This window comes from Dysosmobacter sp. (assembly GCF_034093755.1).
Lineage (GTDB): Bacteria > Bacillota > Clostridia > Oscillospirales > Oscillospiraceae > Oscillibacter.
In genome coordinates this window covers 1-25,816 of sequence record NZ_JAXEBZ010000007.1, presented here as the reverse complement: position 1 = coordinate 25,816, position 25,816 = coordinate 1, and the positions used below count along the sequence as shown (strand labels likewise).

23 protein-coding genes are annotated in these 25,816 nt (G+C 64.0%); 12 read left to right on the top strand and 11 right to left on the bottom strand.

Going from position 1 to position 25,816, the window contains the following annotated elements; genetic code table 11:
- Positions 1-23: 23 nt before the first annotated feature.
- Complete coding sequence (locus tag SOX55_RS00515; protein ID WP_325285476.1) at positions 24-845, bottom strand: hypothetical protein; 822 nt, start codon at positions 843-845, stop codon at positions 24-26.
- Between the two features lie 159 nt (positions 846-1,004).
- Between SOX55_RS00515 and SOX55_RS00510 the strand changes: the two genes are divergently transcribed.
- Positions 1,005-2,231 (top strand): glycerate kinase type-2 family protein, encoded by a 1,227-nt coding sequence (locus SOX55_RS00510; protein ID WP_325285475.1) that lies wholly within the window; start codon positions 1,005-1,007, stop codon positions 2,229-2,231.
- Positions 2,232-2,272: 41 nt separating this feature from the next.
- On the opposite strand, the gene SOX55_RS00505 is transcribed toward SOX55_RS00510, so the two are convergent.
- Positions 2,273-3,619: an MATE family efflux transporter gene (locus SOX55_RS00505; RefSeq protein WP_325285474.1), complete on the bottom strand. Its 1,347-nt coding sequence runs from the start codon at positions 3,617-3,619 to the stop codon at positions 2,273-2,275.
- Entirely contained in the window at positions 3,600-4,487 is an 888-nt protein-coding gene (locus tag SOX55_RS00500; RefSeq protein ID WP_325285473.1) for an AraC family transcriptional regulator, read from the bottom strand. Before SOX55_RS00500 ends, SOX55_RS00505 begins: the two co-directional genes overlap by 20 nt.
- Positions 4,488-4,988: 501 nt before the next feature.
- On the opposite strand from SOX55_RS00500, the gene thyA reads away from it, so the two are divergent.
- The 3 genes from thyA to recG all read left to right on the top strand — a co-directional run bounded on the left by thyA (position 4,989) and on the right by recG (position 8,521).
- Positions 4,989-5,819, top strand: a complete 831-nt coding sequence (gene thyA / locus SOX55_RS00495) for a thymidylate synthase (RefSeq protein WP_325285472.1) — start codon at positions 4,989-4,991, stop codon at positions 5,817-5,819.
- A 13-nt stretch (positions 5,820-5,832) separates the two neighbouring features.
- A complete protein-coding gene (locus tag SOX55_RS00490) occupies positions 5,833-6,330 on the top strand; it encodes a dihydrofolate reductase (protein WP_325285471.1) in 498 nt (165 codons plus the stop codon).
- Positions 6,331-6,430: 100 nt separating this feature from the next.
- Positions 6,431-8,521 carry an ATP-dependent DNA helicase RecG gene (gene recG / locus SOX55_RS00485; RefSeq protein WP_325285470.1) on the top strand — a complete coding sequence of 697 codons (2,091 nt, stop codon included), beginning with the start codon at positions 6,431-6,433 and terminating at the stop codon, positions 8,519-8,521.
- A gap of 50 nt (positions 8,522-8,571) precedes the next feature.
- On the opposite strand, the gene SOX55_RS00480 is transcribed toward recG, so the two are convergent.
- The 3 genes from SOX55_RS00480 to SOX55_RS00470 all read right to left on the bottom strand — a co-directional run bounded on the left by SOX55_RS00480 (position 8,572) and on the right by SOX55_RS00470 (position 10,934).
- Complete coding sequence (locus tag SOX55_RS00480; RefSeq protein ID WP_325285469.1) at positions 8,572-9,702, bottom strand: GGDEF domain-containing protein; 1,131 nt, start codon at positions 9,700-9,702, stop codon at positions 8,572-8,574.
- A 129-nt stretch (positions 9,703-9,831) separates the two neighbouring features.
- A complete protein-coding gene (locus tag SOX55_RS00475) occupies positions 9,832-10,353 on the bottom strand; it encodes a spore maturation protein (RefSeq protein ID WP_325285468.1) in 522 nt (173 codons plus the stop codon).
- Entirely contained in the window at positions 10,350-10,934 is a 585-nt protein-coding gene (locus SOX55_RS00470; RefSeq protein ID WP_325285467.1) for a spore maturation protein A, read from the bottom strand. Before SOX55_RS00470 ends, SOX55_RS00475 begins: the two co-directional genes overlap by 4 nt.
- A gap of 203 nt (positions 10,935-11,137) precedes the next feature.
- Between SOX55_RS00470 and SOX55_RS00465 the strand changes: the two genes are divergently transcribed.
- Positions 11,138-11,380, top strand: a complete 243-nt coding sequence (locus SOX55_RS00465; RefSeq protein ID WP_325285466.1) for an AbrB/MazE/SpoVT family DNA-binding domain-containing protein — start codon at positions 11,138-11,140, stop codon at positions 11,378-11,380.
- A gap of 113 nt (positions 11,381-11,493) precedes the next feature.
- Here the strand turns inward: SOX55_RS00465 and SOX55_RS00460 are convergent, their stop codons facing one another.
- Positions 11,494-12,678, bottom strand: a complete 1,185-nt coding sequence (locus SOX55_RS00460; protein WP_325285465.1) for an ABC transporter ATP-binding protein — start codon at positions 12,676-12,678, stop codon at positions 11,494-11,496.
- A gap of 444 nt (positions 12,679-13,122) precedes the next feature.
- Between SOX55_RS00460 and SOX55_RS00455 the strand changes: the two genes are divergently transcribed.
- The 7 genes from SOX55_RS00455 to SOX55_RS00425 all read left to right on the top strand — a co-directional run bounded on the left by SOX55_RS00455 (position 13,123) and on the right by SOX55_RS00425 (position 21,461).
- Complete coding sequence (locus SOX55_RS00455) at positions 13,123-14,502, top strand: ROK family protein (RefSeq protein WP_325285464.1); 1,380 nt, start codon at positions 13,123-13,125, stop codon at positions 14,500-14,502.
- Between the two features lie 13 nt (positions 14,503-14,515).
- Positions 14,516-15,625 (top strand): N-acetylglucosamine-6-phosphate deacetylase, encoded by a 1,110-nt coding sequence (gene nagA, locus SOX55_RS00450; protein ID WP_325285463.1) that lies wholly within the window; start codon positions 14,516-14,518, stop codon positions 15,623-15,625.
- Between the two features lie 33 nt (positions 15,626-15,658).
- Complete coding sequence (nagB, locus tag SOX55_RS00445; RefSeq protein ID WP_325285462.1) at positions 15,659-16,384, top strand: glucosamine-6-phosphate deaminase; 726 nt, start codon at positions 15,659-15,661, stop codon at positions 16,382-16,384.
- A gap of 996 nt (positions 16,385-17,380) precedes the next feature.
- Entirely contained in the window at positions 17,381-18,295 is a 915-nt protein-coding gene (locus SOX55_RS00440; protein ID WP_325285461.1) for an AraC family transcriptional regulator, read from the top strand.
- Between the two features lie 74 nt (positions 18,296-18,369).
- Positions 18,370-19,389 carry a UDP-glucose 4-epimerase GalE gene (galE, locus tag SOX55_RS00435; RefSeq protein WP_325285460.1) on the top strand — a complete coding sequence of 340 codons (1,020 nt, stop codon included), beginning with the start codon at positions 18,370-18,372 and terminating at the stop codon, positions 19,387-19,389.
- 24 nt (positions 19,390-19,413) lie between these two features.
- Positions 19,414-20,346, top strand: a complete 933-nt coding sequence (locus SOX55_RS00430) for a sugar phosphate nucleotidyltransferase (protein ID WP_325285459.1) — start codon at positions 19,414-19,416, stop codon at positions 20,344-20,346.
- Positions 20,346-21,461: a phosphotransferase enzyme family protein gene (locus tag SOX55_RS00425; protein ID WP_325285458.1), complete on the top strand. Its 1,116-nt coding sequence runs from the start codon at positions 20,346-20,348 to the stop codon at positions 21,459-21,461. The genes SOX55_RS00430 and SOX55_RS00425 overlap by 1 nt, the downstream gene beginning before the upstream one ends.
- A 131-nt stretch (positions 21,462-21,592) precedes the next feature.
- On the opposite strand, the gene SOX55_RS00420 is transcribed toward SOX55_RS00425, so the two are convergent.
- The 4 genes from SOX55_RS00420 to SOX55_RS00405 form a co-directional block, all read right to left on the bottom strand.
- Positions 21,593-22,444, bottom strand: coding sequence for a carbohydrate ABC transporter permease (locus SOX55_RS00420; RefSeq protein ID WP_325285457.1), 852 nt, complete (start codon positions 22,442-22,444; stop codon positions 21,593-21,595).
- Between the two features lie 2 nt (positions 22,445-22,446).
- Positions 22,447-23,328 (bottom strand): carbohydrate ABC transporter permease, encoded by an 882-nt coding sequence (locus tag SOX55_RS00415; RefSeq protein WP_325285456.1) that lies wholly within the window; start codon positions 23,326-23,328, stop codon positions 22,447-22,449.
- 171 nt (positions 23,329-23,499) lie between these two features.
- Positions 23,500-24,795, bottom strand: a complete 1,296-nt coding sequence (locus tag SOX55_RS00410; protein WP_325285455.1) for an ABC transporter substrate-binding protein — start codon at positions 24,793-24,795, stop codon at positions 23,500-23,502.
- Between the two features lie 337 nt (positions 24,796-25,132).
- Positions 25,133-25,666: a YgjV family protein gene (locus SOX55_RS00405; RefSeq protein WP_325285454.1), complete on the bottom strand. Its 534-nt coding sequence runs from the start codon at positions 25,664-25,666 to the stop codon at positions 25,133-25,135.
- Positions 25,667-25,816: the final 150 nt, after the last annotated feature.

Sequence of the window (25,816 nt, the reverse complement as noted above, 5' to 3'; positions counted from 1 at the left end):
GGCCCCCGGGGCCGTCCTTCTTTTCAGATATACAGGGTTCCGAACACGCTGAGGGCGATTTCGCCTCCCAGCACCAGCTCCCGGATTCCCTCCTGCCAGTCCACGGACACCGTCAGCTCCCCGCCGGGCTGGCGGATGGCCAGACCCTCCACGGAGCCGCCCTGCCGGTGGGCGATGGCGGCGGCCAGGGCGGAGGAGCCGGAGCCGCAGCTGTTTTCCCACACCAGGGTGCGGGGCTCCTCCACATACACCAGCGGCCGCAGGAAGCGGTCCGCCTCGTCGTAGTACATCAGCCCGAAGGCCTCCGGCACCGGGCCGAACCGGGCCAGAAATTCCTTGGCCCGCTCCACGTCCTCCTCCCGGTGTTCCCGGCTCCACAGCACCAGATGGCTGATGCCGGGGAAGATCACCAGACTGTAATTCCCGAACCACCCGTCCTCGCCGGTGAGGATGCGCTCCGGCAGGGGCATGGCCACGGAGACATAGCAGGCGTTGTCCCGGCCCAGACTGCGGACGTGAGCCGTCAGGGGTTCCTCCGCGCCGGAGACCCGGATCACCCGGTCCGCCTGGGCGGGGGTGAAGTCCCGGGGCTCCCCGCCGCCGGGGCACAGCTGCAGCCAGGCGGCGAAGCTGCGGGAGGCGTTGCCGCAGAACTCTCCGCCGGCCATCTCCATGCGGTATCCGCCGGCCGGGTCCGGGAAGATGAAGCCCACCTGCTCGGCGGTGACGCTGCCGTGGGCCATGACGGCGGCGGCCACGGCGGAGCGCCGCGCCCGGGGCACCGGGTCCAGAATGAAAATGGTGGTGTTTCCGCAGGGATTGGCTTTTACAAAACGAAGCTTCATGGCAGTCCTCTTTCCAAATCTGTGAGAAATGGGGAGCGAAGCCCCCGGTGAATCCAGTGTAAGGGGCGGCGGGGAAAAAGTCAAGGAGGGCTTGCGGCGGGCCGCCGGGTGTGGTAAGGTGAAAAATAATGCGAAAAAACAGGACAGGAGGGCGGAAATATGAATGACAAGCTGCGCCGGGACGGCCGGCGGATTGTGGACCGGGCCATTGGGGCGGTGCTGCCGGACGAGGCGGTGCGCCGGGCGCTGGAGGGCCGGGAATTCTCCGGCAGGGTGGTGCTGGTGGCCGCCGGCAAGGCGGCGTGGCAGATGGCCCGCACGGCGGCGGAGTGCGTCCGCGTCAGCGGCGGCGTGGTGGTGACCAAGTACGGCCACGGAAAGGGCGACATCCCCGGCCTTGTGTGCTATGAGGCGGGCCATCCGGTGCCGGATGAGAACTCCTTCCGGGCCACGGAGGCCGCCATTGACGCGGTGACGGGCCTGACGGCGGAGGACACGGTGCTGTTTCTCCTGTCCGGCGGCGGCAGCGCCCTGTTTGAGCGGCCTCTGCTGCCGCCGGAGGAGCTGCAGGACATCACGGGCCAGCTGCTGGCCTCCGGGGCGGACATTGTGGAGATGAACACCATCCGCAAGCGGCTCTCCGCCGTGAAGGGCGGCCGGTTCGCCCAGCTGTGCCGGCCGGCCCATGTGGTGTCCATCGTCCTCAGCGACATTCTGGGGGACCCGCTGGACATGATCGCCTCCGGCCCCGCCTGCGCCGACCGCTCCACCTGCGCGGAGGCGAAGGCGGTGGCGGAGAAGTACGGCCTGCGGCTCAGCCCCCTGGCCCGGGAGCTGCTGGCCCGGGAGACCCCCAAGCAGGCGGACAACGTGGAGAGCGTCATCACCGGCAGCGTCCGGGAGCTGTGCGCCGCCGCGGCGGAGGAGTGCCGCGCCCTGGGTTACGAGCCGCTGATGCTGACGGACCGGCTGTGCTGTCAGGCCCGGGAGGCCGGGTCCTTCCTGGCCTCCATGGTCCGCACCCACGCCGGACAGGGCCGCCGCCTGGCGTTTCTGGCCGGCGGCGAGACGGTGGTGCGGCTCACCGGCAGCGGCAAGGGCGGCCGGACTCAGGAGCTGGCCCTGGCGGCGGCGGAGGGCATTGAGGGGCTGGACGCCCTGGTGCTTTCCGTAGGCTCCGACGGCACCGACGGCCCCACCGACGCCGCCGGCGGCATGGTGGACGGAGACACCGCCGGGGAGCTGCGGCGGCAGGGCCTCCGGATTTACGACGTACTGCAGGACAACGATGCCTACCACGCCCTGGAAAAGGCGGAGGGCCTGATCATCACCGGCCCCACCGGCACCAACGTCAATGACGTGGCGGTGGCCCTGGTGAACGGATGAAATAACCGCCCCATCCCGGCAGGGATGGGGCGGCTTTCTGCTCAGTCCTTCAGGGCGGAGAATTCCCACTTGTGGCCCCGGTAGCGGACCACCAGGAAGGTGGTCCGGAACACCCAGTCCACGAACATGGCGCCCCAGATACCCAGCACGCCCAGCTGCAGTCCCCGGGCGAAATACACGCCCAGCATCACCCGGAACGCCCACATGGAGAAGGTGGAGGTCAGCATGGTGAACCGGGTGTCTCCGGCGGCCCGGAGGGTCTGGGGCAGCTGGAAGGAGGGAACCCAGAGGAGGACGCCCACCAGGCCGTGGGCGGTGATGATCAGAAAGGCGTAGCGGGTGGCCTCGGGGGACAGGCCGTAAACCTGCAGAATGGGCCCCAGCGCCAGCTGGATGACCGCCGTGGTGGCCAGCAGGGATACATAGCCCCAGAGAATCAGCTTGCGGGTGTAGGCCCGGACCCGCCGGAAGTCCCCGGCGCCCACGCACCGGGACACCACCGTCACCATGCCCAGGCCGATGGACTGGGGCGCCAGCACCTGAAAGGAGCAGATGGTGTTGCCCACGGCGTTGGCGGCCACGGCGGCGGTGCCGAAGGGGGTCACCACCGACAGCAGCAGGATTTTGCCCAGCTGGAACATGCTGCCCTCGATGCCGTTGGGCACGCCTACGTACAGAATGTTGCGGATCATGGCCTTTTCATGGCGGAAGGAGAAGGGCCGCTCCAGGTGCAGCGTCAGCGACCGGTCCCGCAGCACCGCGATGATCAGCACGGCGGCCACCGCCTTGGACACCAGAGTGGGGATGGCCACGCCGGCCACGCCCATGCGGAAGCCGAAAATCAGCACCGCGTTGCCCGCCACGTTGATCAGGTTCATGACCATGGAGATCTTCATGGAGGTGCGGGCGTTGCCCATCACCCGCAGCAGCGCCGCGCCGGCGCTGTACACCGACAGAAAGACGTTGGAGGCCTCCACAATGAGGAAATAGGTGTTGGCGTAGGCCGCCACATCCTCCGCGATGCTGCCGAACACCACGTGGAGAATGAAGGGGCGGATGAGGTACAGCACCGCCGTCAGCACCAGGGACAGCTCCGCCATGAACAGCAGCAGCTGCTGGGCGGAGCGGTTGGCCTTTTCCATCTCCCGGCGGCCCAGATACTGCCCCGCCACCACGGCGCCGCCGGTGGCCAGAGAGGCGAAGGCGTTTACCAGCAGCACGTTCACCGAGTCCACCAGGGACACGGCGGACACGGCGGCCTCTCCCACCTGGGCCACCATCAGGGAGTCCGCCAGGCCCACGGTGATGGCCAGCAGCTGCTCAATGATCAGGGGAACGATCAGGCGCGTTAAGTCCCGGTTGGAGAAATCAATCGACGTGGGCGTCATGAAACAAGGACCTCTTTTCCCCCCGGCTGTAAAACTCCCGGGGACTGGTGTGAAATGTGTTCCGGAACGCCCGGAGAAAGGTGGAATAATCCTGAAAGCCCGCCAGCTCCGCCGCCTTCATCACCGGCTGCCCGCTGCGGATCAGCTCTCCGGCCCGCAGCAGCCGCTTCTGGGTGATATACTGGTGGAGGGTGTAGCCGGTGACGGCCTTGAACCGGTGCATCAGGTAGTAGCGGGACAGATAGAACCGGCGGGACAGGGCGTCCACGTCCAGCGGCTCGGACAGGTGCCGGCCGATGTAGCGCAGCACCTCTTCAATCTTGGGGTCGCAGCGGTAGGAGTCGGTCTGCTCCGCCGTGCGGTCCCGGCCCACGTCCCGGTTCACCTGAATCAGCAGCTGCTGGCAAAGCGTGTCCGCCAGCAGGCCGCTGCCGAACTCCCGGGACCGGAGGGACTCCTCCAGGGGCTGCAGCAGCCGCATATAGGTGAGCCGCTGCTCCGGCGTGAACCGCAGCAGGTGGAAGTTCCGCTCCCGGGTCCGGTCGAAGCAGGCGGCCAGGGGCGCGTCCTCCGTGCTGCGCCGGGCCAGCCAGTCCCGGCCCAGCCACAGCACAATCCGCTCGTAGGGCTCCGCCGGGTCGATGGACACCCGGTGAATCAGGCCGTGCTGCACCAGCAGCAGGTCCCAGGGCCGGAGGAAGTAGGTGACGCCCTCCACCACGTAGGTGACCCGGCCCCCCAGGCACAGCGTCAGCTTGTCAAACTCGTGATAGTGCTCCCGCAGGGTCTGGCCCCGGCTGTCCTTCAGGTGGAACACCCGGAAATCCTCCCACAGATATCCCCGCTTGTCAGCCTCCGTATCCGCCATGGCGCGCCGCCTCCCTTCCCGGATCAACTCGCGGAGACCATTTTACCGCACTTTCCGGAAAGTAGCAACAGAACGTTCCGGAAAAACGACTGAAAAAGTGCGGGCCGGGCCTGGGTTTTCCGTCAAAGCGGGAGATTCGTCTGTCTGAGGGTCGTTTGAGATTGAAATTCGCCAGAAGGTCTGCTATACTTACCCTCGGTTTACAAAAGACAGCACGCCTGCCAGCGGCTAAAATCAACGCTGGCGGCGTCATCGTCCTTGGTGGGCGCCAGCCCACCTGCGTCCTCTTTCTTGCCAGCGCCGATTTTTTCTCGCTGACAGGTCCTGCGGAGTTTTTCAGGAGCAGATTTGGTGGCTGGCAAGGCTTTTGAGGCAGCCGGGCTGCCGCCCGGCAACGAAAATAACGCAGTCAGCCGCCCAAGATACCCTGAAAAACCGCACTGCCTTTTGTGCACCGAGGGTACCAACCGAAAGACAATCCAATGATAAAGGAGCTGCTGTATGAGCCGTGCTGACGAGATTTTCATTCAGAACTGCCGGGACATTCTGACCAACGGCGTGTGGGACACCGACCGGGAAGTCCGGCCCCACTGGGCCGACGGCACCCCGGCCCACACCGTCAAGAAATTCGGCATTGTCAACCGCTATGACCTGCGGGAGGAATTCCCCATCCTCACCATCCGCCGCACCTACTGGAAAACGGCAATCGACGAGCTGCTGTGGATCTGGCAGAAGAAGTCCAACAACGTCCATGATCTGAACGCCAAGATCTGGGACGAGTGGGCCGACGAGACTGGCTCCATCGGCAAGGCCTACGGCTACCAGCTGGGGGTGAAGCACCACTATCCCGAGGGCGACATGGACCAGGTGGACCGGGTGCTCTACGATCTGAAGCACAATCCCGCCTCCCGCCGCATCCTCACCAATATCTACAACTTCGCGGACCTCAGCGAGATGCACCTGTACCCCTGCGCCTACTCCATGACCTTCAACGTCTCCGGCAATACCCTCAACGGCATCCTGAACCAGCGGTCCCAGGACATGCTGGCGGCCAACAACTGGAACGTGGTGCAGTATTCCGTGCTGCTGAAGATGTTTGCCCAGGTCTCCGGGCTGGAGGCGGGGGAGCTGGTCCACGTCATCGCCGACGCCCACATCTATGACCGCCACGTCCCCATTGTGGAGAACATGCTCTCCGCGCCCCAAAGCGCCGCGCCCACCTTCACCGTGGACCCCAATGTGACGGATTTCTATCAGTTCACCCGGGACAGCTTCCGCCTGGAGGGCTACACGCCCGCCCCCTTCGCGGAGGAGATCCCCATCGCCATCTGAGGAGGAAAAGCCAATGAACGCCATTGTTGCTGTGGATGCCAACTGGGGCATCGGCCGGGGAAACGAACTGCTGTTCACCCTGCGGGGGGACCTGAAGCGGTTCCGGGAAATCACCACCGGCGGCACCATCCTGCTGGGCCGCAAGACCCTGGAGACCTTCCCCGGCGGACGGCCGCTGCCCAAACGGCGGAACGTGGTGCTGACCAAGAGCACCCATCTGGAGCTGGAGGGGGCCACGGTGGTCCACACCATCGACGAGCTGCTGGACAGCGTGAAGGACGAGGACCCGAATTCCGTGTTCGTGGTGGGCGGCGGCACCGTCTACACCGCCCTGCTGCCCTACTGCAAGCGGGTGTACATGACCCGGGTGGACGCCACCGCCGGCGAGCCGGACACCTATTTCCCCAACCTGGACAAGCTGCCCGGCTGGGAGGTGGAAAAAGAGGAGCCTCCCATCGAGGAAAACGGCATCACCTACCGGTTTGTGGACTATATTAATAAAAATATCTGATATAGTGATCAAAACACCTCTGTCCGAAGGGAAAGAGGTGTTTTTTTCTGACGGCCCGGCGACACAAAAGGGCTTCCCAAAGCCGCCGCCGGCGGGTATAATGGGAGAAAAAGCTTCCGGGAAGGAGGAGACGGACATGGCGGACCTGTACACCGACGTGCGGTATATCAAGGGCATCGGGGAGCAGCGGGCCAAGGCCCTGGACAAGCTGGGCATCCGGACGCTGCGGGACCTGATCGCCTACTTTCCCCGGCGGTATGAGGACCGGCGGGAGAGCCGCCGGATTGTGGAGCTGGTGCCGGGAGAGAGCGCCTGCGTCACGGTGATCGCGGCGTCAGAGCCCACAGTGAGCCACATCCGCCGGGGGCTGGACCTGGTGAAGATCCGGATGGCCGACGAGACCGCCGTCCTGGACGTCACCTTCTTCAACCAGGCGTGGCTGCAGCGGGAGCTGCGCCAGGGGGAGGAGTACGTCCTCTATGGAAAGGTGGAGGAGGGCGGCAGCCTGTTCCGCCGCCGCATGGCCAGTCCCGTGGTGGAGCGGCCGGACCGGCGGGAGGTGACAGGCCGCATCATCCCCGTCTATCCCCTGACGGCGGGGGTCAGCCAGCGGCAGCTTCACCGGGCGGTGCGCCAGGGGCTGGACGCGTGCGGCGACATTCTGCCGGAGCTGCTGCCGGACCAGCTGCGGCAGCGGCATCAGCTGTGCCGGGTGGGCTATGCCTACGAGAACATCCACTTTCCGGAAAATGACGAGGCCCTGGCTGTGGCCCGGCGGCGGCTGGCCTTTGAGGAGCTGTTTCTGTTCACCATCGGCCTGAAGGGGCTGCGGCGGAGAAGGGAGGACCTGTCGGTGCCGCCCTGCCGGGAGGTGGACATGACCCCCTTTTATAAAAGCCTGCCCTTCACCCTGACGGACGCCCAGCGGCGCTGCGTGGAGGAGGCCGTGGGGGACATGACCTCCGGACGGCCCATGAATCGCCTGTGCCAGGGCGACGTAGGCTCCGGCAAAACCATGGTGGCGGCGGCCTGCGTGTACTTCATGGTGAAAAACGGCCGCCAGGCGGCGCTGATGGCCCCCACGGAGATTCTGGCCCGGCAGCATTTCGCCGGCCTTGCCCCCCTGCTGGAGAAGCTGGGGGTCCGCTGCGCCGTCCTCACCGGCTCCACGCCTGCCAGAGAGAAACGGGCGGTGCAGGCCGCCCTGGCCGACGGCACCGTGGACTTCGCCGTGGGCACCCACGCCCTGCTGTCGGAGGGGGTGGAGTTCGCGGACCTGGGGCTGGTGGTCACCGACGAGCAGCACCGCTTCGGCGTTGCCCAGCGGGGAGCGCTGGCCGCCAAGGGCAACTCCCCCCACACCCTGGTTATGTCCGCCACCCCCATCCCCCGGACCCTGGCGCTGATTCTCTACGGCGATCTGGAGGTGTCGGTGATCGATCAGCTGCCGCCGGGGCGGCAGCCCATTGACACCTTCGCCGTCCCCGGCAGCTACCATGAGCGGCTGTACGCCTTCATCCGCAAGCTGGCGGCGGAGGGCCGCCAGGCCTATATCGTCTGCCCCCAGGTGGAGGAGACGGAGGACGGCCAGGACGAGCGGAAGGCGGTGACGGAGTACGCGGAAAAGCTGCGCTCCGGCCCGCTGTCGGACCTGCGGGTGGCGGTGGTCCACGGCAAGATGAAGGCGAAGGAAAAGGACGCGGTGATGACCGCCTTCGCCGCCCACGAGACGGATGTGCTGGTGGCCACCACCGTCATCGAGGTGGGGGTGGACGTGCCCAACGCGGCGGTGATGGTCATCGAGAACGCGGAGCGGTTCGGCCTCAGCCAGCTGCACCAGCTGCGGGGCCGGGTGGGCCGCGGAAAGCACAAGTCCTACTGCGTGCTGGTGTCGGACAACCGGAACGAGGAGACCCGCCAGCGGCTGCGGGTGATGACCCGGACCAACGACGGCTTCCGCATCGCGGAGGAGGATCTGCGGCTGCGGGGCCCCGGCGACTTTTTCGGCCAGCGGCAGCACGGACTGCCGGGACTGAAGGTGGCGGACCTGGGCTGCGACACCCAGCTGCTGCGGGAGGCCCAGACGGCGGCGGAGGAGCTGCTGGCCCGGGACCCGGAGCTGGAGACCTGCCCCGCCGTGGCCCGGCGGGTGGAGGAGCTGTTCGCCCGGGCGGCGGATACCCTGAACTGACAGAACCCGGCCGGATGGGAGGAACGTCCCATCCGGCCGGGTTTTTGTTATCATTCGAAGCTGGAGTGGAGGCCGCCGGAGGAGCGGTAGGGCCGGAGAATGAAGTGGTCCTTGCCGGTGCTCTTGGCCTGATACATGGCGGAGTCCGCCTGCTGGAACATGGTGTCAAAGCTGACGCGGCGGCCGTCGGCCAGCACGCCGCCGATGCTGCAGGTGACGGGAACGTCGCACACCGCGGCGGTGGCCTCCCGGAGCCGCCGCTGCAGCAGGCGGCACTTCTCCTCCATCAGCGCCGGGTCGGCGGCGTCCCGCACCAGCACCACAAATTCGTCGCCGCCGAAACGGCCCACAATGTCCGTGGAGCGGAAGGACTCCGTCAGCACGTTGCCGATGGTCCGCAGCAGGGTGTCGCCGGTGAGGTGCCCCACGCTGTCGTTGACGGTTTTGAAATCGTCGATGTCCAGAATCAGCAGCGTGCAGGTGGCCAGCGCCTGCTCCTGCATGCAGGCCTCCATGGCGCTGACGCAGGCGCTTTTGTTGAGTATGCCGGACAGGCCGTCCTGCCGGCTGATCTCCCAGTACTTGGTCCGGACAAAATACTCCCGCAGGTGGAGCTGCAGGGTGATGTGGGAGATGATCAGGGAGATGACGATTCCCACAATGGAGTTCAGAATGTCCTGCTGTGCCACCAGGCCGCTTTTGTACCGCAGGATGAAAAATACGTAGACCGCCTCGTACAGCAGAATCAGGGCGTACTGGGCGGACAGGGGAATCAGAAACAGGCAGGGCAGCGCCACATAGAGAAAGGGAATGAAGGTGGCGGGCACGTTGGCATAGGGGGGCAGGTCCACGCCGCCCACCAGCAGCAGAACCACCAGCTCAAACAGCAGGCAGGAAACGGTGACCAGACGACAGCTCACCTGCTGGCGGCGGCGGAGCAAAGCGGCGTAAACGCCGAAGATCAGGGCTGCGGGGAGAATCACCACATGACGGGGGGTAATCACCCAGTCGCTGATGATCAGGGGCGTGATGAGCACGAACAGCAGCAGGCTCCCGCCCACGGCAATGCTGACAGCCAGCAGCATCCCCAGGTTGCACTGGGCGATCTCCTCTTTTCCCTTTTTGAAGTAGATCAGCTTTCGCTGCCGGTCCTGACGGAACAGCTGGCGGATACGATTCATAGGGGCCTCCTTGGAACGGCCGGGTCGGCGGAGTGGTTCCTGGATAGTTGGCTATCATTATACTCCGGAAAAGCAGGCCCGTAAAGAAAAAACGGGAAAAGCGTCAAAAACAGAATCCGTTCTGCTGTTTTAAGGCCCGAAAAACAGCCGCACGGTGAGGGCCGAGGCGGCGAAACCCGCCAGGTCCGCCGCCAGGGCGGCGGGGATGGCGTACCGGGTGCGGAGGATGCCCGCCGCGCCGAAGTACACGGCCACGGTGTAAAAGGTGGTCTCCGTGCTGCCCAGCATCACCGCCGCCACCCGGCCGGGATAGCTGTCCGGCCCGCAGGACTGAATGAGGTCGCTGCCCACCGCCAGGGCGCCGCCGCCGGAGATGGGGCGGATGAGCATCAGGGGCATCAGCTCCGGCGGGATGCCCAGCCCTTCCAGCGCCGGGGCGCACAGGGCGGTGAGCCACTCCAGGGCGCCGGAGGCCCGGAACATGGACACGGCAGTCATCAGACCCAGCAGCGCCGGGAAAATCTGCGCCGTCACCCGCAGGCCCTGGGCGGCGCCGGCGCACAGGGCGCCGTACACGTCCACCCGCCGGGCCGTTCCCCACACCGCCACCGCTGCCAGCAGTCCCGGAATCACCAGGGAGGTCAGATTCATGGCCGGCCCCTCCACACCCGGGCCAGGAGCCGGGCTGCCAGCAGTCCCGCCGCCACCGAGAGGAGGGACGTGACCCATACGGCGGGCAGAATGTCGAAGGGGGCGGCGGCGCCCGCCGCGGCCCGGACCCCTGCCACCGTGGCGGGAATCAGCTGAATGGAGGCGGTGTTCAGCACCACCAGCAGACACAGCTCGTCGGAGGCCACGCCGCCGCAGCCCTCCGCCATGCGGCAGGCGGCCCGGATGCCCAGGGGCGTGGCGGCGTTGCCCAGCCCCAGCAGGTTGGCGGACACGTTGGCGCTGACGGCGGCCATGGTCTCGCTGTCCCGGGCGGCCCGGGGCAGCAGCCGGGCCAGCACCGGCCGGAACAGCCGGGCCAGCCCCTCCGACAGCCCCGTCCGGCCCATGATTTCCATGACGCCGCTCCAGAGGCACATGACCCCGGCCATGGAGAGGCTCAGCGTGACGGCGGAGTTAGCCCCCTCCAGTGCGGCGGCGGACACGGCGTCCAGATTTCCGCAGGCCCCGCCGAACACCAGGGACAGCACCACCATGCCGACCCAGACCACAGAAATTGCCATTTTTCGGCCTCCTTTGCAATTCCCGCCGGAACAAAGCGGGGGTAAGATGTCAAAATTGTGAATAAATTACAAAATCTTGCCAAAATCTGTTGACGGAACTGGTGGGATATGGTACGGTATTACCAGTTCGAAAATGGAAAATACAGGGAGAGCAGACCCCCGGGCGCCCGGGGCGCCCGCGAATGTTTGAAAGGAGAAACAGAATGAAATCCACAGGTATTGTGAGAAAAGTGGACGAATTGGGCCGCATCGTGCTTCCCATTGAGATGCGCCGGACGCTGGACATCGCGGAGAAGGACGCACTGGAAATCTATGTGGACGGTTCGTCGGTTATTCTGAAAAAGTACAATCCCAGCTGCATTTTCTGCGACAACACCAAAAACGTGACCAACTTCAAGGGAAAGAACATCTGCCCCAAGTGCCTGAAAGAGCTGCAGGGCCTGTAAGGAACGCAGGGAGAAGAGTGAGAGACGCGGTGAGTAGCTGCGTCTCTTTTGCTTTTCCGAAAGAAAAACCGCGGCACAGCCGGAAAGGCTGTGCCGCGGTTGGCTCTATGTACTCAGAACTCCAGGTTCTTGCCCTCTGCGTCAAACAGGTGGCAGACGTTGCCGCCGAAGGTGAAGTGAATCTCGTCGCCGTGGACGAAGGTGCCCTGATGGTTGCCGTTGGCGTCCATGGTGGGGACGATGATCACCACGTCCTTGCCGTCGGCATTGGCGTGGAGGTGGACCTCGCTGCCCATCATCTCGGACACGTCCACCACGGCCTTGTTGCCGTTGGTGCCGTTGTTCAGCAGAATGTGGTTGGGACGGACGCCCAGGGTGATGTCCTGAGGCTCCACGCCCTTGGCGGCCAGGTTGGCCTGCTTGTCAGCGCCCAGCTCGGCCCGGATGTTGCCCAGAATGGCCACGTACTTGCCGTTCTCCTTCTCCAGACGGGCGTTGAAGAAGTTCATCTGCGGCATGCCGATGAAGCCGGCCACGAACAGGTTGGCGGGATGGTCGAACACCTCCTGGGGAGTGCCGATCTGCTGGATGAAGCCGTCCTTCATGATGACGATGCGGTCGCCCAGGGTCATGGCCTCGGTCTGGTCATGGGTGACGTACAGGAAGGTGGTGTTGATCTTCTCCCGGAGCTTGATGATCTCAGCGCGCATCTGGTTGCGGAGCTTGGCGTCCAGGTTGGACAGGGGCTCGTCCATCAGCAGCACCTTGGGCTCCCGGACGATGGCGCGGCCGATGGCCACCCGCTGGCGCTGGCCGCCGGACAGGGCCTTGGGCTTGCGCTCCAGGTACTGGGTGATGTCCAGAATCTCGGCGGCCTCGCGGACCCGCTTGTCAATCTCCTCCTTGGACATCTTCCGCAGCTTCAGGGGGAAGGCCATATTCTCATAAACCGTCATGTGGGGGTACAGGGCGTAGCTCTGGAACACCATGGCGATATCCCGGTCCTTGGGCTCCACGTCGTTCATCACCTTGCCGTCGATAAGCAGCTCGCCCTCGGAAATCTCCTCCAGACCGGCCACCATCCGCAGCGTGGTGGACTTGCCGCAGCCGGAGGGACCAACCAGAACGATGAACTCCTTGTCCGCCACGTCCAGGTTGAACTGCTGGACGGCGATGACGCCCCGTTCCGTGACCTGGAGGTTGGTTTTCTTCTCCTCGGTCTTGCCCTTCCTGGGCTTCTTCTGGTCGCTGCTGTGGGGGTAGATCTTCATGATGTTTTTCAGGGTCAGACTTGCCATGGCACGCGACTTTGACGAACCGGCCTCCGCCAGGGTCCGCCTCGTCCGGGGAAGGCGATGCTTCCGGGGACATTACGGCAGGTCTCCACACTGCCGCACCGCAAGTCGAAGCGGTGGTGTTCTTCCTCCTTTTTGTCAGGCCCCGGGCTATTGGAATGGAGTAGCCGGGGGTCCTGCAGTCTTGAAATGGCCGCACCGGACCATTTTCTTCATTGTACAGGACCGGCAGACAAAGCGCAAGAGGAATTTGTGCGTTTTGGCGGATTGTTCCGGAGCAGAGCGGTAAAGAAACGGAAGAATGCCGAAAAAAGCGGACGATTGTGCAAATGTTTTCGCCAATCGTAGTGGAAAGGCATGGCGGAATGTGGTAAAATAGAGCTGCAAACAAACGCGGAGCCGGACAGGCGTCCGGCGGGAACGATGAAGATTGTGAGGAGATGTGTCATGAACAGATTTGGCATCAATGTGGAACTGAAGAACGTGCCCTCTCTCGATCCGGAATTCATGCCCATGCTGCGGTTCAACCGCGCCTTCCTGGAAGGGGCGGAGAAGCCCGTTTCCGTGGCGGTGGAGCGGGCGGACGGCCAGATGGCCACCTGCCATACGTTGATCCACGGCACGGCGGAGATGGCGGAGGCCGACTGCTACTACATCGAGCGTCTGGTCAAGACCATTCTGTGGATGAAGGGCGGCTTCCGGGTCTACGTGGACGACAGGGCCATGTATGACCACCTCAGCGCCGCCTACGCCGCGGGCGGCCAGCAGGACTTCGACCAGGACTTCATGGGCAACATTTTCGAGCACGCCTTCGAGGTGGTGCTGACCGACGCTGTGCCGGAGACCAAGGACTCCCCCAAGGCCATGGGCGGCCATCTGGAGGGCTGCCGCATCGGCTTCGACGCCGGCGGAAGCGACCGGAAGGTGTCCGCCGTGGTGGACGGCGAGACCGTCTACTCCGAGGAAGTGGTGTGGTTCCCCAAGGTCACCGCTGACCCCGACTACCACTATGACGGCATCGTGGCCGCCCTGAAGTCCGCCGCCGCGCATATGCCCCGGGTGGACGCGGTGGGCGTGTCCTCCGCCGGCGTGTACATCAACAACCGCACCATGAGCGCCTCGCTGTTCCTGGCAGTGCCCAGGGAACTGCAGGAGCAGAAGGTCCGGGATATCTACATCCGCGCCATCACCGACACCTTCGGCGACGTGCCCTACAGCGTCATCAACGACGGCGACGTGTCCGCCCTGGCCGGCGCCATGAGCCTGGATGACACCAGCGTTCTGGGCATCGCCATGGGCACCAGCGAGGCCGTGGGCTTCGTGGATGAGCAGGGCCGGGTCACCGGCTGGCTCAACGAGCTGGCCTTCGTGCCGGTGGACGCCGCCCCCGACGCCATGCGGGACGAGTGGTCCGGCGACATCGGCTGCGGCGTGAAGTACTTCTCCCAGGACTCCGTCATCAAGCTGGCCCCCCGGGCCGGCATTGAGCTGGAGGAGAGCCTGTCTCCCGCCGAGAAGCTGAAGGTGGTCCAGAAGCTGATGGCGGAGGACGATCCCCGGGCTGCCGCCATCTATGAGAACATCGGCATCTATCTGGGCCACACCCTGGCCTACTACTTCGACCTGTACGGCTGCCGCAACGTGCTGCTGCTGGGCCGGGTCATGAGCGGCAAGGGCGGCGACCTGATTCTGGAGAAGGCCAAGGCCGTGCTGGCCGACGAGTATCCCGACGTGGCGGAGAAGCTGACCCCCGCCCTGCCGGACGAGAAGTTCCGCCGGGTGGGCCAGTCCATGGCTGCCGCCAGCCTGCCGGAGCTGAAGAAGTAAGGAGGAACCCGCCATGCTCATCAAAAACGCCAGCGTGTTTGTGGGCCGTTCCTTCCAGAAGGCGGACCTGCGCTTCGAGGGGGACACCATCACCGCCATCGGCCATCTGGATGGCCCGGCGGACCTGGACGCGGAGGGCTGCTGCCTGATCCCCGGCCTGGTGGACGTCCACACCCACGGCGCCGTGGGAGAGGACTTCTCCGACGCCAACGCCGCCGGGCTGCAGCCCATGGCGGACTACTACGCCGCCCACGGCGTCACCTCCTTCCTGGCTACCACCATGACCCTGAAGGAGGAGGTTCTGACCCCCGCCATGCACACCCTGCGGGATTACAAGCGCACCGGCGGCGCCAAGTGCGCCGGCATCCACCTGGAGGGCCCCTTCCTCAGCTACGCCAAGCGGGGCGCCCAGGCCGCCGAGAACCTGCACCTGCCGGACGCGGCGCTGTTTGACCGGCTCAACGAGGCCAGCGGCGGCCAGGTGAAGATGGTGACCGTGGCCTGCGAGGAAGAGGGGGCCATGGACTTCATCACCCACGTGTCCAGGTACGCCACCGTATCTCTGGGCCACACCTCCTGCACCTATGACCAGGCCATGGAGGCCTTTGCCCACGGCGCCTCCCACGCCACCCACCTGTTCAACGGCATGGAGGGCCTCCACCACCGGAAGCCCGGCATCATCGCCGCCGCCATGGACGCCGGCGCCAGCGTGGAGCTGATCTGCGACGGCCTCCACATCCATCCCGCCGTCATCCGGCTGGTCCATAAGCTGTACGGCGACAAGCTGAACCTGATCTCCGACTCCCTCCGCTGCGCGGGCATGCCCGACGGCGACTACATGCTGGGCGGCCAGCCCATCACCATGAAAAACGGCAAGGCCACCCTCACCGGCACCGATACCCTGGCCGGCTCCTCCATCTCCCTGCTGGACGCGGTGCGGAACGTGGTGTCCTTTGGTCTGCCCCTGGCAGACGCGGTGTACGCCGCCTCCACCGCCCCCGCCCTGGCCGTGGGCCTGACGGATGTGGGCACGCTGCAGACGGGGAAGAAGGCGGACCTGCTGGTGCTGGACAGGGATCTGGCGCTGAAGGCCGTGTTTGTGGACGGCCGGCGCCAGGCGTAACCGCCATTACAGAAAGAAAAGAAGGATTGCATCATGAAAATCTACGCCGCGAATGATTATAAGCAGATGAGCCGCCAGGCGGCCAACATCCTGTCCGCCCATGTGATTCTGAAGCCCGACTGCGTGCTGGGCCTGGCCACCGGCTCCACCCCCATCGGCATGTACAAGCAGCTGGTGGACTGGTACAACAAGGGCGACCTGGATTTCAGCCAGGTGAAGTCCGTGAACCTGGACGAGTATGTGGGCCTGGCCCCCACCCATGACCAGAGCTACCGCTATTTCATGCAGACCAACCTGTTTGACCATGTGAACATCGACCCCGCCAACACCAACGTGCCCAACGGCCTGGCGGAGGACCCGGAGGCGGAGTGCCGCCGGTACAACCAGGTGATCCGGGACCTGGGCGGCATCGACGTGCAGGTGCTGGGCATGGGCCACAACGGCCACATCGGCTTCAACGAGCCGGAGGAGGCCTTTGAGCTGGAGACCCATGTGGTGAACCTGACGGAGAGCACCATCAGGGCCAACGCCCGCTTCTTCGCCTCTGAGGACGAGGTGCCCAAGAAGGCCATGACCATGGGCATCAAGTCCATCATGCAGGCCCGCCAGATTCTGGTGGTGGTCAGCGGCGAGGACAAGGCGGACATTGTGAAGCGCGCCTTCACCGGCCCTGTGACCCCCAACGTGCCCGCCTCCATTCTGCAGATGCACCCCAATGTGGTGCTGGTGGGCGACAAGGCTGCCCTGAGCAAGCTGTAATTTTCACGGAAGCACCGTGGGGCGGCGCCCTGCGGTGCTTTCCGCTTTTGCCGGGACCCCGGCGGGGAAACAGGCGAAGCGCCGCCAGCGGCGGAAGCAGCGAGGGCTGTTTCGAGGAAGCGGCACGATTGGCGGCCCCAACGGGGCCGGGAATCGTAATGCCGCGACGGTGGATTGCGCCCGTCCGGGTGCCGGGGATGCAGCGAAGACTGCGGCTTTGCACCGATTTCAGCGCGGGGGTGCCGGCTTTGCCGGCGGAATGCGCCCCCACTTTTCTTTGGACGCGTCAAAACAAAAGTCGCCGCGCCCGGTGGAAAAGAAAAACGCTGGGCGTGACCTTTGCTGCGCAAAGGTCAGACCGGGGGTCTTCTCAATCGGCCGGGTGGAAGCGTTCGGCCCCTGCCGGGTGCGCTATACACCGGTGCGGATTTGGGACTGCTCCGCCGCAAGTTGTGGGAGTCCAGTGGTCATTGCGGTGGAAAACCGAAAGGACTGTTCTTCTCTGCCCGCGCGTTACGCGCATACCCGGGCAATTGCGGAGGAAAACGCAACGGAACGCCCCCTTAACCACCCCGGTAGGGCGTAGCGCAGCGGAACGCCCGGGGCCAACACGCAGCGGCCTTTCGATCTTGCACCCCGTTGACCGCCCAGACCCCAACTTGCGGCGGCAGGTTTTCAATCTTCATTCAATGTTCGGCGCACCCGGCAGAAGGCTGCCGGGTTTCCCGGGCAGCGTCTGAGGAGACCCCCAGTCTACCCATTGGCGGAGCCAAAGGGTACGAAAGCGCCTTTTTCTTCCACCGTGCACGGCGCATTCTTTTTCGGCAAGACGAAAAAGAATGGGGGGTGCATCCCCGCCAGGGTCCTGGTGTTTCCCGTACCGAAAGCGGTGCAAAAGCCCCCGGCGATGGCCGGGAAAGCCTGCGATCTTCATTGCACTCCCCGGCCTTCGCCGGCATCTCCGCGCCGGAACCGGCGCAGAAAGGAACCACAGACATGGCTTATTTGCCCATTGTCCCCCAGCGCCTCATCGAAATCACCCAGCTGTTCTCCGTCCACTACTTTGAGTACACCAGCAGCTACCGCTTCTCCGGCGAGAGCCACGACTTCTGGGAGCTGCTGTATGTGGACAACGGCGTGGTGCAGGTGGTGGCAGGGGAGGAAACCCATAACCTGTCCCGGGGCCAGATGATTTTCCACCAGCCCGGGGAGTTCCACGCCCTGTCCGCCAACGGCGCGGTGGCCCCCAATCTGGTGGTGGTCAGCTTCCAGTGCCGCAGCCCCGCCATGGACTTCTTCCGCCGCCGCATCCTGTTCGCCGGCGCGGTGGAGCGGACGCTGCTGGCCCGGGTGGTGGAGGAGAGCGGCGCGGCCTTTTCCACGCCCCTCAACGACCCCAACACCCAGACCCTCACCCGCCGCAGCGGCGGCCCGGAGGGAAGCGAGCAGCTGCTGACCATGGCCCTGGAGGAGCTGCTGATCCGGCTGATCCGCCAGGGTGAGAGCCTGCCGGACCCCCGCCGCAGCCGCCTGTCCCAGGTGGACGGCCTGCCTGCCGCCATCGCCGAGTATCTGGAGCAGCGGCTGGACCAGCCCCTGACGGTGGAGCAGGTCTGCCGGGACAACATGATCGGCCGCAGCCAGCTGCAGAAGCTGTTCCACCAGCAGACCGGCGGCGGAGTCATGGAGTATTTCAGCCGCATGAAAATCAAGGCCGCCCGCCAGATGATCCGGGATGGCCACCTGAACTTCACCCAGATCGCCGAAAAGCTGGGCTTCCAGTCCGTCCACTATTTCTCCCGCCGGTTCCGGGCCATCACCGGCATGTCCCCCAGCGAGTATGCCGACAGCGTCAAGATGCTGGCGGAGGCCTCCCAATCCCTGTCGGATAATCGTACAAATAATGTATAGAATCCTCTAATTGCATTTGGAAATACCCTGTATTATAATCAAGGGGAAAACAACAGCAGAAAGGTGTGTTGAACATGTCTGTTTTAGTCAGCGGCGGCGCCGGTTACATCGGCAGCCACACCTGCGTGGAGCTGCTCCAGGCGGGTTATGAGATCATTGCGGTGGACAATCTGTGCAATTCCAGCGAGGAGTCCCTCCGCCGGGTGGAGAAGATCACCGGCAAGAAGGTGCCCTTCATCCAGGCGGACCTGTGCGATCCCGCCGCCACGGAGGCCATTTTCGCCCAGCATCCTGAGATCGACTCCGTCATCCACTTCGCCGGACTGAAGGCCGTGGGTGAGAGCGTCCGCAAGCCCCTGGAGTATTACAGCAACAACCTGATCAGCACCCTGGTACTGCTGAACGCCATGCGGAACCACGGCGTGAAGAACTTCGTGTTCTCCTCCTCCGCCACGGTGTACGGCGACCCCGCCAGCGTGCCCATCCGGGAGGATTTCCCCACCGGCGGCACCACCAATCCCTACGGCACCACCAAGCTGTTCCTGGAGCGGGTGCTCAGCGACTACTGCAAGGCCGACCCCACCCTGAACGTGGCCCTGCTGCGGTACTTCAACCCCATCGGCGCCCATGAGAGCGGCCTCATCGGCGAGGACCCCAACGGCATCCCCAACAACCTGGTGCCCTACATCGCCCAGGTGGCCGTGGGCAAGCTGGAGAAGCTCCACGTCTACGGCGATGACTATCCCACCCCCGACGGTACCGGCGTCCGGGACTACATCCATGTGGTGGACCTGGCCAGGGGCCATGTGGCGGCGCTGAAGAAGCTGGCCACCGGCTGCGGCCTGTTCATCTGCAACCTGGGCACCGGCAAGGGCTACAGCGTGATGGACGTGCTCCACGCCTACGAGAAGGCCTGCGGCAAGACCCTGCCCTACGTGGTGGATCCCCGCCGCCCCGGCGACATTGCCGAGTGCTACGCCGACCCGAAGAAGGCCCTGGAGGAGATGGGCTGGAGCGCCCAGCTGGGCATTGAGGAGATGTGCGCTTCCAGCTGGAAGTGGCAGTCCATGAACCCCAACGGCTACAAGAGCTGAAAGAGAGTGGGAGGAACGAAGGATATGAACAGGAAACCCGTTCTGATCGTCATGGCCGCCGGCATGGGCAGCCGTTACGGCGGACTGAAGCAGATCGACCCCGTGGGCAATCACGGCCAGCTGATCATCGACTATTCCATCTATGACGCCAAGCGCGCCGGCTTTGAGACGGTGGTGTTTGTCATCAAGCACGAGATTGAGGACTCCTTCAAGCAGGCCATCGGCGACCGCCTCAGCAAGGTGATGGACGTGAAGTACGCCTATCAGCAGCTGACGGATCTGCCGGAGGGCTACGCCGTCCCCGAGGGCCGCAGCAAGCCCTGGGGCACCTGCCACGCCATCCTGGCCGCCCGGGAGCTGGTGGACGGTCCCTTCGCCGTCATCAACGCCGACGATTACTACGGCCCCGAGGCCTTCAAGACCATCTACGACTACCTGAGTGAGAATCCCGACCGGCCCGGCTGCTATGAGTTCGCCATGGTGGGCTACCTGCTGGGCAATACCGTTACCGAGAACGGCCACGTGGCCCGGGGCGTCTGCGTGGAGGACGAGGACCACTTCCTGCAGACCGTCACCGAGCGCACCCACATTGAAAAGGACGGCGACAACGCCCGCTTCACCGAGGATGACGGCGCCACCTGGACCGAGCTGCCCAGCAGCACCATCGTGTCCATGAACCTGTGGGGCCTGACCAACAGCTTCTTCAGCGAGGCGTGGGACCGGTTCCCCGCCTTCCTGGACAACGCCCTCAAAACCAACCCCCTGAAGGGTGAGTACTTCCTGCCCAGCGTCATCAGCCAGCTGATTCAGGAGGGCAAGGCCCGGGCCAAGGTGCTGCGCAGCGCCGACAAGTGGTACGGCGTCACCTATCAGGCGGACAAACCCGTGGTGGTGGCCGCCATTGCTGAAAAGACCGCGTCCGGCCTGTATCCGGACAATCTGTGGGAGGAAGTCTGATGTCTGCTGCGGAAAAGACTTTGGCGGAGGCTCTGGCCGCCTATGATTTCGGCGCGCCGGTGGTGGGCGCCATGCGGTATGGCTGCGGCCATATCAACGATACCTTCTGCGTCCATACCCAGCCGGTGGATGACTGCTGCAATTGCTACATTCTGCAGCGGATGAGCGCCGCCGCCTTCAAGCACCCGGATCAGCTGATGGCCAACATTGTGGGCGTCACCGACTATCTGGGCGAGAAGATCACTGCCGCCGGCGGCGACCGGAGCCGGGAGGCCATGGAGGTGATCCGCACCCGGGAGGGCAAGAGCTACTTCACCGACAGCGAGGACGGCGCCTGGCGGGTGTTCCCCTTCGTGAAGGACATCTACTGCTATCAGACCGCCGAGACGCCGGAGCTGTTTGCCGCCTCCGGCCGGGCCTTCGGCCGGTTCCAGCGGATGCTGGACGGCTACCCCGCCGAGACCCTGTATGAGACCATCCCTCATTTCCATGACACGGAGGACCGCCTGGCCAAGCTGAAGGCCGCCATCGCCGCCGACGCCATGGGCCGGGTGGGAGAGTGCGGCGACGAGATCGCCTTCGTCATGGCCCGGGAGGCCGACTGCTCCGTGGCCCTGCAGGCCCAGCGGGACGGCGTGCTGCCCCTGCGGGTCACCCATAACGACACCAAGCTGAACAACGTGCTCATCGACCGCAGAACCGGCGAGGGCATGTGCGTCATCGACCTGGATACCGTGATGCCGGGCCTGTCCATCAACGACTTCGGCGACTCCATCCGCTTCGGCGCCAACCACTCCGCCGAGGACGAGAAGGACCTGTCCAGGGTGAATCTGGACCTGGATCTGTACGCCGTCTACGCCAAGGCTTTCCTGGAGGGCGCCGGCGGCACCCTCACCGACGCGGAGATCGAGTACATGCCCTGGGGCGCCAAGCTGATGACCCTGGAGTGCGGCATCCGCTTCCTCACCGACTATCTGGAGGGCGACCACTACTTCCACACCCAGCGGGAGGGCCAGAACCTGGACCGCTGCCGCACCCAGTTCAAGCTGGTGGCGGACATGGAGGCCCACTGGGCTGAGATGCAGAGCATCGTCAACCGGTTCCGCAAGGGCTGAGAAAACCGTACACACGAAAGACACCCCTCTGCCGGATGGCAGAGGGGTGTCTTTTTGCTGTTTCGGAAAAAACCCGGCGCCGCCGGAAGGCGGCGCCGGGCGGGGATCGGAAACTGTCAGGCGGAAGGGGCTCAGCCCTTGACGCCGCCGGAGGTCAGACCGCTGACCAGGTGCTTTTCGATGGACATGAACAGGATGACGACGGGAACGATGGCGAACACGGAGGCGGCGAACAGGTACTGCCACTCGATCATGTTGTAGCCGTTGAAGATGTTGATACCAACGGTCAGCGGCTTGAAGGTATCGGTGGAGATGAGGCACAGGGCCACGGTGTACTCGTTCCAGGCGTTGATGAAGATGAAGATCAGGGTGGTGACGATGCCGGGGGCGGCCACAGGCAGCAGCACCCGCAGCATGGCCTGCACCCGGTTGCAGCCGTCGATGGTGGCGGCCTGCTCCATGTCGGGGGAGATGCTCATAAACGTACCCCGCAGCAGCCAAATGGTGAAGGCCTGATTGAAGGCGGCGTTGATGAACACCAGGCCCCAGATGCTGTTGGTCAGGCCGATGGTCTGCATGACCTTGTAAATACCGATCAGCAGCACCACGGGAGCAAACATCTGGGAGACGATGATGAAGCCCAGGAAGGCGGTCTGGCCCTTGAACTTCATGCGGGACAGGGCGTAGGCGGCGGGAATGCCGCACAGCATGGCGATGATGGTGGAGCCGGCAGCCACCTTGATGGAGTTGAGCATGTAGCTGGCCATGGGCGCCATGGTCCAGATGTCAGCGAAGTTGGACCACATTGCCTCAATGGGCAGGATGGTGCCGTTGATGGAGAAGATCTCCGCACGGCTCTTCAGAGCGGTGCAGAACATGACGAAGTAAGGATAGAGGATCAGCATGCAGATGTCGAACACCACGAAATACAGCAGCATCCGGGAAATCAGCTTGCCGAGAGGCATGGACTTCTTACCGCTCATGATCAGTCGTCTCCTTTCTTCAGGGTGGAGTACATGTAAATGCTGGCGCAGATCAGCAGGATGGTGAAGCCGATGACGGAGACGGCGGCGGCCTGTCCCTGCTTGCCGTTGTAGAAGGCCAGCTTATACAGGTAAGTCACCAGGGTGTCGGTGCGGTTGGCGGGGTCGCCCTTGGTGATGGTCCACACGATGGGGAAGGAGTTGAACACGTAGATGATGTTCAGCACCGTGGCCACCGTCAGGCTGGGCTTCACCAGCGGCAGGGTGATGGTAAACAGCTTCTGCCAGTAGTTGGCGCCGTCCACCGTGGCGGCCTCGTACAGGGAGCTGTCAATGCTCTGGAGGCCGGACAGGGTGGTGAAGCAGACGAAGGGGATGGTAACGAAGATACCGCAGGCGATTTCCCAGGCGAAATAGGCTTCCGGGGTGGGTGTCCAGTTGACGTTGGCGGAGATGATGCCCAGGGTTTTCAGCAGGGTGTTCAGGGCGCCGTAGTCGGTGTTGATGATGAAGCTCCAGACGCTGGCCTGGATGACCAGGGTGGTGGCCCAGGGGAACACCACAATGGCACGGGCGATTTTGCGGCCCTTGAACTCATTGTTCAGCAGCAGCGCCAGAATGAAGCCCAGCACCGTGGACAGAACCACCACGAAGACGGTCCACACGATGGTGTTCTTCAGCACGATGGCGAAAGCGGGGGAGCTGATGACGCTCTGGAAGTTCTCCAGGCCGTTAAAGCCCTTGATCAGGCCGGCCTTGGTGATCTTGCTCACCGACATCCGGAACACGAACACGATGGGGATCAGGATGAAAATGGCCATGAGGACGATGCTGGGCAGAATCCAGAGGTAGGGTTCCGCCTTGCGGAGGACGCTCTTTTTCACAATTATACCTCCCTAATATCACGGTGGGGGCCTTTCCCTGCAGCCGTTTGCAAAAGGCGGCCGGCCGCCGTCCTTTGTAAGCGGCTGCAGACAAAATGGGCCGGGCCTTGCGGACCCGGCCCATCGTCATGCGTTGCTTAAAGCCGTCGGCGAAGAAAGCCTTCCGGGGGATCAGCCGGCGATCTCAGCCTGCAGAGCATCCAGCAGCTCCTGGACGTTACCGCCCAGCAGAGCGTTCTGCTCCACGTTGATGACGCCCTGCTTCACGTCGGCCCACTCAGCCTTCGCGGTGGGATAGAACTTGGAAGAACCAACGATGTCAATCCAGGCAGCCTGGCTGGGATCAGCAGCGGCCATGATCTCACCGCCGGCGGAGGTGGCGGGCAGGAAGCCTTCCATCAGAACCCAGTCAGAGTAACGGCTGTCCTCATAGAAGAAGTCGAAGAAGGTGGTGACAGCGGCCAGCTCCTCATCGGTGTAGTCGTTGTCGAAGCACATGAAGCGGTCCATAACGCCCTGGGACACGGACACGCCGGTGTTGGTGGGGATGGAGGCAACGCCGTAGTTCACGGTGTAGCCGCCCTCGGCGCAGTAGGTGGGGATGGAGTTGGGACCGATCATCATGGCCACCTTGCCGGCGCCGAACATATCCTGGTTGGCGTAACGGGTCTCAGTGGCGGGATCGGAGTTGGTGTAGCCCTTGTTCACCATGTCGATGATGAACTCGATGGCCTCCACGTTCTCGGGGCTGTTGAGGGTCCAGTTGCCGTCAGCGTCGGTGAAGTCGCCGCCGTTGTTCCAGATGTAGTAGGCGAAGCAGGCCTGGCCTTCGTCGGTGGTCATGTCAACGCCCCAGGGATAGACATCGCCGTTGTAGTGGTCGATGATCTTCTGGCAGACATCGGTCAGCTCATCCCAGGTGGTGGGAACTTCCACGCCGACCTCGGCCAGGATGTCCTTGTTGTAGTACATGGCACGGGCGGAAGCCAGATCGGGGATGGCCCAGACGGTGCCGTCGATGACGGACTGATCCAGGAAGGAGGGATAGAACTTGGCGTAGGTCTCGTCGGAGACATAGTCCTTGGCGGGCAGCAGCAGGTCGTCAGCCTGATAGTCGGCGAACACGTCGATGTTCAGGATGTCGGGAGCCTCGCCGTTGGCGATGCGGGTGTTGACCACGGTGTAGATGTCGTTCCAGGACACCACGTCCACGGTCAGGTTGATGCCCTCGTTGGCCGCGTTGAACTCCTTGACGAAGTTGGCCCACCAGTCGGCGGTCTTGGTGCCGTACTGGGCTGCAATGACGTTCAACTCAACCTTCTCAGCGGCGGGGGCGGCGCTGCCGGCGGAGGCGGCGGGAGCCGCGGTACCGGAGCCGGAGCTGGAGCTGCCGCCGCCGCAGCCGGCCAACAGGCCAACGGTCATGACGGCAGCAACTGCAAGAGACAGAATGCGCTTCATTTTCATTATACGTTCCTCCTGACTTGTTACATTTGAACGGGCGCACCGGAGATGATACACCTATTCAAATTGCTGAATTCAGTATAGCAGATTCGGGCGATACTGTCAATCACGGCAGGGAGATGGATTGAACTGTTTGTATATCTTGACGAAAAATAGGGAAATGCGAAACGCAAGATTTGCAAAAAAATTTTCTGGAAACGTTTCCAGAATGGCCTAAGTTGGCCCGCCGCGTCTGGATGACTTTTCCAAGTTAAACGGTTTTTCGCCGGGATTCACCGGAACAGCGCGGTACATCCGGAAACCCGCGTCCGGAAAAGGTGTCGGAAAAGCCGGACAGGGCCTATTCCGCCGGGGTTTCCGCGGCAATTTCTGCCCGCCGCTCCCGGTGGGCGCGGAGGATGGCGGTCCCGTCGATGACCAGAATCACGGAGTCGCTGATGGCGGTGGAGAAGTCCAGAATCAGGAAGGAGTACACCACCCAGAACAGCACGTTGACAAAAATGCTGTACTTCGTGCCCAGGACGCTGCGGACCCGGTAGGAGCAGATGGTGTATTCCGCCGTGGCGATCACCGGCAGCAGCCCCACGGCGCCCCGGGTGTTGATCAGCAGACCGCCCACCACCGCCGCCAGGAAGAAGAATACCGTCAGGGAGCGGGTCAGCTTCCCCCGGGAGGTGATGAGGTTCCGGGCGGCGGACAGGGCCATGGTGAGGGCGCCGGACAGGGAGCCGAACACCACGGAGGAAACGGCCAGAATGGCGCACTCCATGAACTGGCAGAAAAACACCCGCCGGTTGTCTTTGGCCAGGCAGCTGGCGGCCATGAAGCACGCCGCCGCCAGGGAGATGAGATTGCCCAGGATGATGGTTCCCATGGAGATGCCTCCTTTCGCGGGGTTTCGGCAGCCGCACCATCGTAGCACTTCCCCGGGGAAAAAGCAAGGCGGCGGGAGTTTTTGCGCCGGCCAAAAATGCGCCAGATCGCCGCCGGGCAGCTTGCGCCATTGGCGGCCCCCCCGCGTGGG

Coding starts and splice junctions, on each gene's coding strand:
- SOX55_RS00440 (WP_325285461.1), top strand. CDS start 17,381: ATGGCTTATTTGCCCATTGTCCCCCAGCGCCTCATCGAAATCACCCAG.
- nagA (WP_325285463.1), top strand. CDS start 14,516: ATGCTCATCAAAAACGCCAGCGTGTTTGTGGGCCGTTCCTTCCAGAAG.
- SOX55_RS00430 (WP_325285459.1), top strand. CDS start 19,414: ATGAACAGGAAACCCGTTCTGATCGTCATGGCCGCCGGCATGGGCAGC.
- nagB (WP_325285462.1), top strand. CDS start 15,659: ATGAAAATCTACGCCGCGAATGATTATAAGCAGATGAGCCGCCAGGCG.
- thyA (WP_325285472.1), top strand. CDS start 4,989: ATGAGCCGTGCTGACGAGATTTTCATTCAGAACTGCCGGGACATTCTG.
- SOX55_RS00480 (WP_325285469.1), bottom strand. CDS start 9,702: ATGAATCGTATCCGCCAGCTGTTCCGTCAGGACCGGCAGCGAAAGCTG.
- SOX55_RS00455 (WP_325285464.1), top strand. CDS start 13,123: ATGAACAGATTTGGCATCAATGTGGAACTGAAGAACGTGCCCTCTCTC.
- galE (WP_325285460.1), top strand. CDS start 18,370: ATGTCTGTTTTAGTCAGCGGCGGCGCCGGTTACATCGGCAGCCACACC.
- SOX55_RS00510 (WP_325285475.1), top strand. CDS start 1,005: ATGAATGACAAGCTGCGCCGGGACGGCCGGCGGATTGTGGACCGGGCC.
- SOX55_RS00460 (WP_325285465.1), bottom strand. CDS start 12,678: ATGGCAAGTCTGACCCTGAAAAACATCATGAAGATCTACCCCCACAGC.
- SOX55_RS00420 (WP_325285457.1), bottom strand. CDS start 22,444: ATGAGCGGTAAGAAGTCCATGCCTCTCGGCAAGCTGATTTCCCGGATG.
- SOX55_RS00515 (WP_325285476.1), bottom strand. CDS start 845: ATGAAGCTTCGTTTTGTAAAAGCCAATCCCTGCGGAAACACCACCATT.
- SOX55_RS00470 (WP_325285467.1), bottom strand. CDS start 10,934: ATGGCAATTTCTGTGGTCTGGGTCGGCATGGTGGTGCTGTCCCTGGTG.
- SOX55_RS00410 (WP_325285455.1), bottom strand. CDS start 24,795: ATGAAAATGAAGCGCATTCTGTCTCTTGCAGTTGCTGCCGTCATGACC.
- SOX55_RS00505 (WP_325285474.1), bottom strand. CDS start 3,619: ATGACGCCCACGTCGATTGATTTCTCCAACCGGGACTTAACGCGCCTG.
- SOX55_RS00405 (WP_325285454.1), bottom strand. CDS start 25,666: ATGGGAACCATCATCCTGGGCAATCTCATCTCCCTGGCGGCGGCGTGC.
- recG (WP_325285470.1), top strand. CDS start 6,431: ATGGGAGAAAAAGCTTCCGGGAAGGAGGAGACGGACATGGCGGACCTG.
- SOX55_RS00490 (WP_325285471.1), top strand. CDS start 5,833: ATGAACGCCATTGTTGCTGTGGATGCCAACTGGGGCATCGGCCGGGGA.
- SOX55_RS00500 (WP_325285473.1), bottom strand. CDS start 4,487: ATGGCGGATACGGAGGCTGACAAGCGGGGATATCTGTGGGAGGATTTC.
- SOX55_RS00465 (WP_325285466.1), top strand. CDS start 11,138: ATGAAATCCACAGGTATTGTGAGAAAAGTGGACGAATTGGGCCGCATC.
- SOX55_RS00425 (WP_325285458.1), top strand. CDS start 20,346: ATGTCTGCTGCGGAAAAGACTTTGGCGGAGGCTCTGGCCGCCTATGAT.
- SOX55_RS00475 (WP_325285468.1), bottom strand. CDS start 10,353: ATGAATCTGACCTCCCTGGTGATTCCGGGACTGCTGGCAGCGGTGGCG.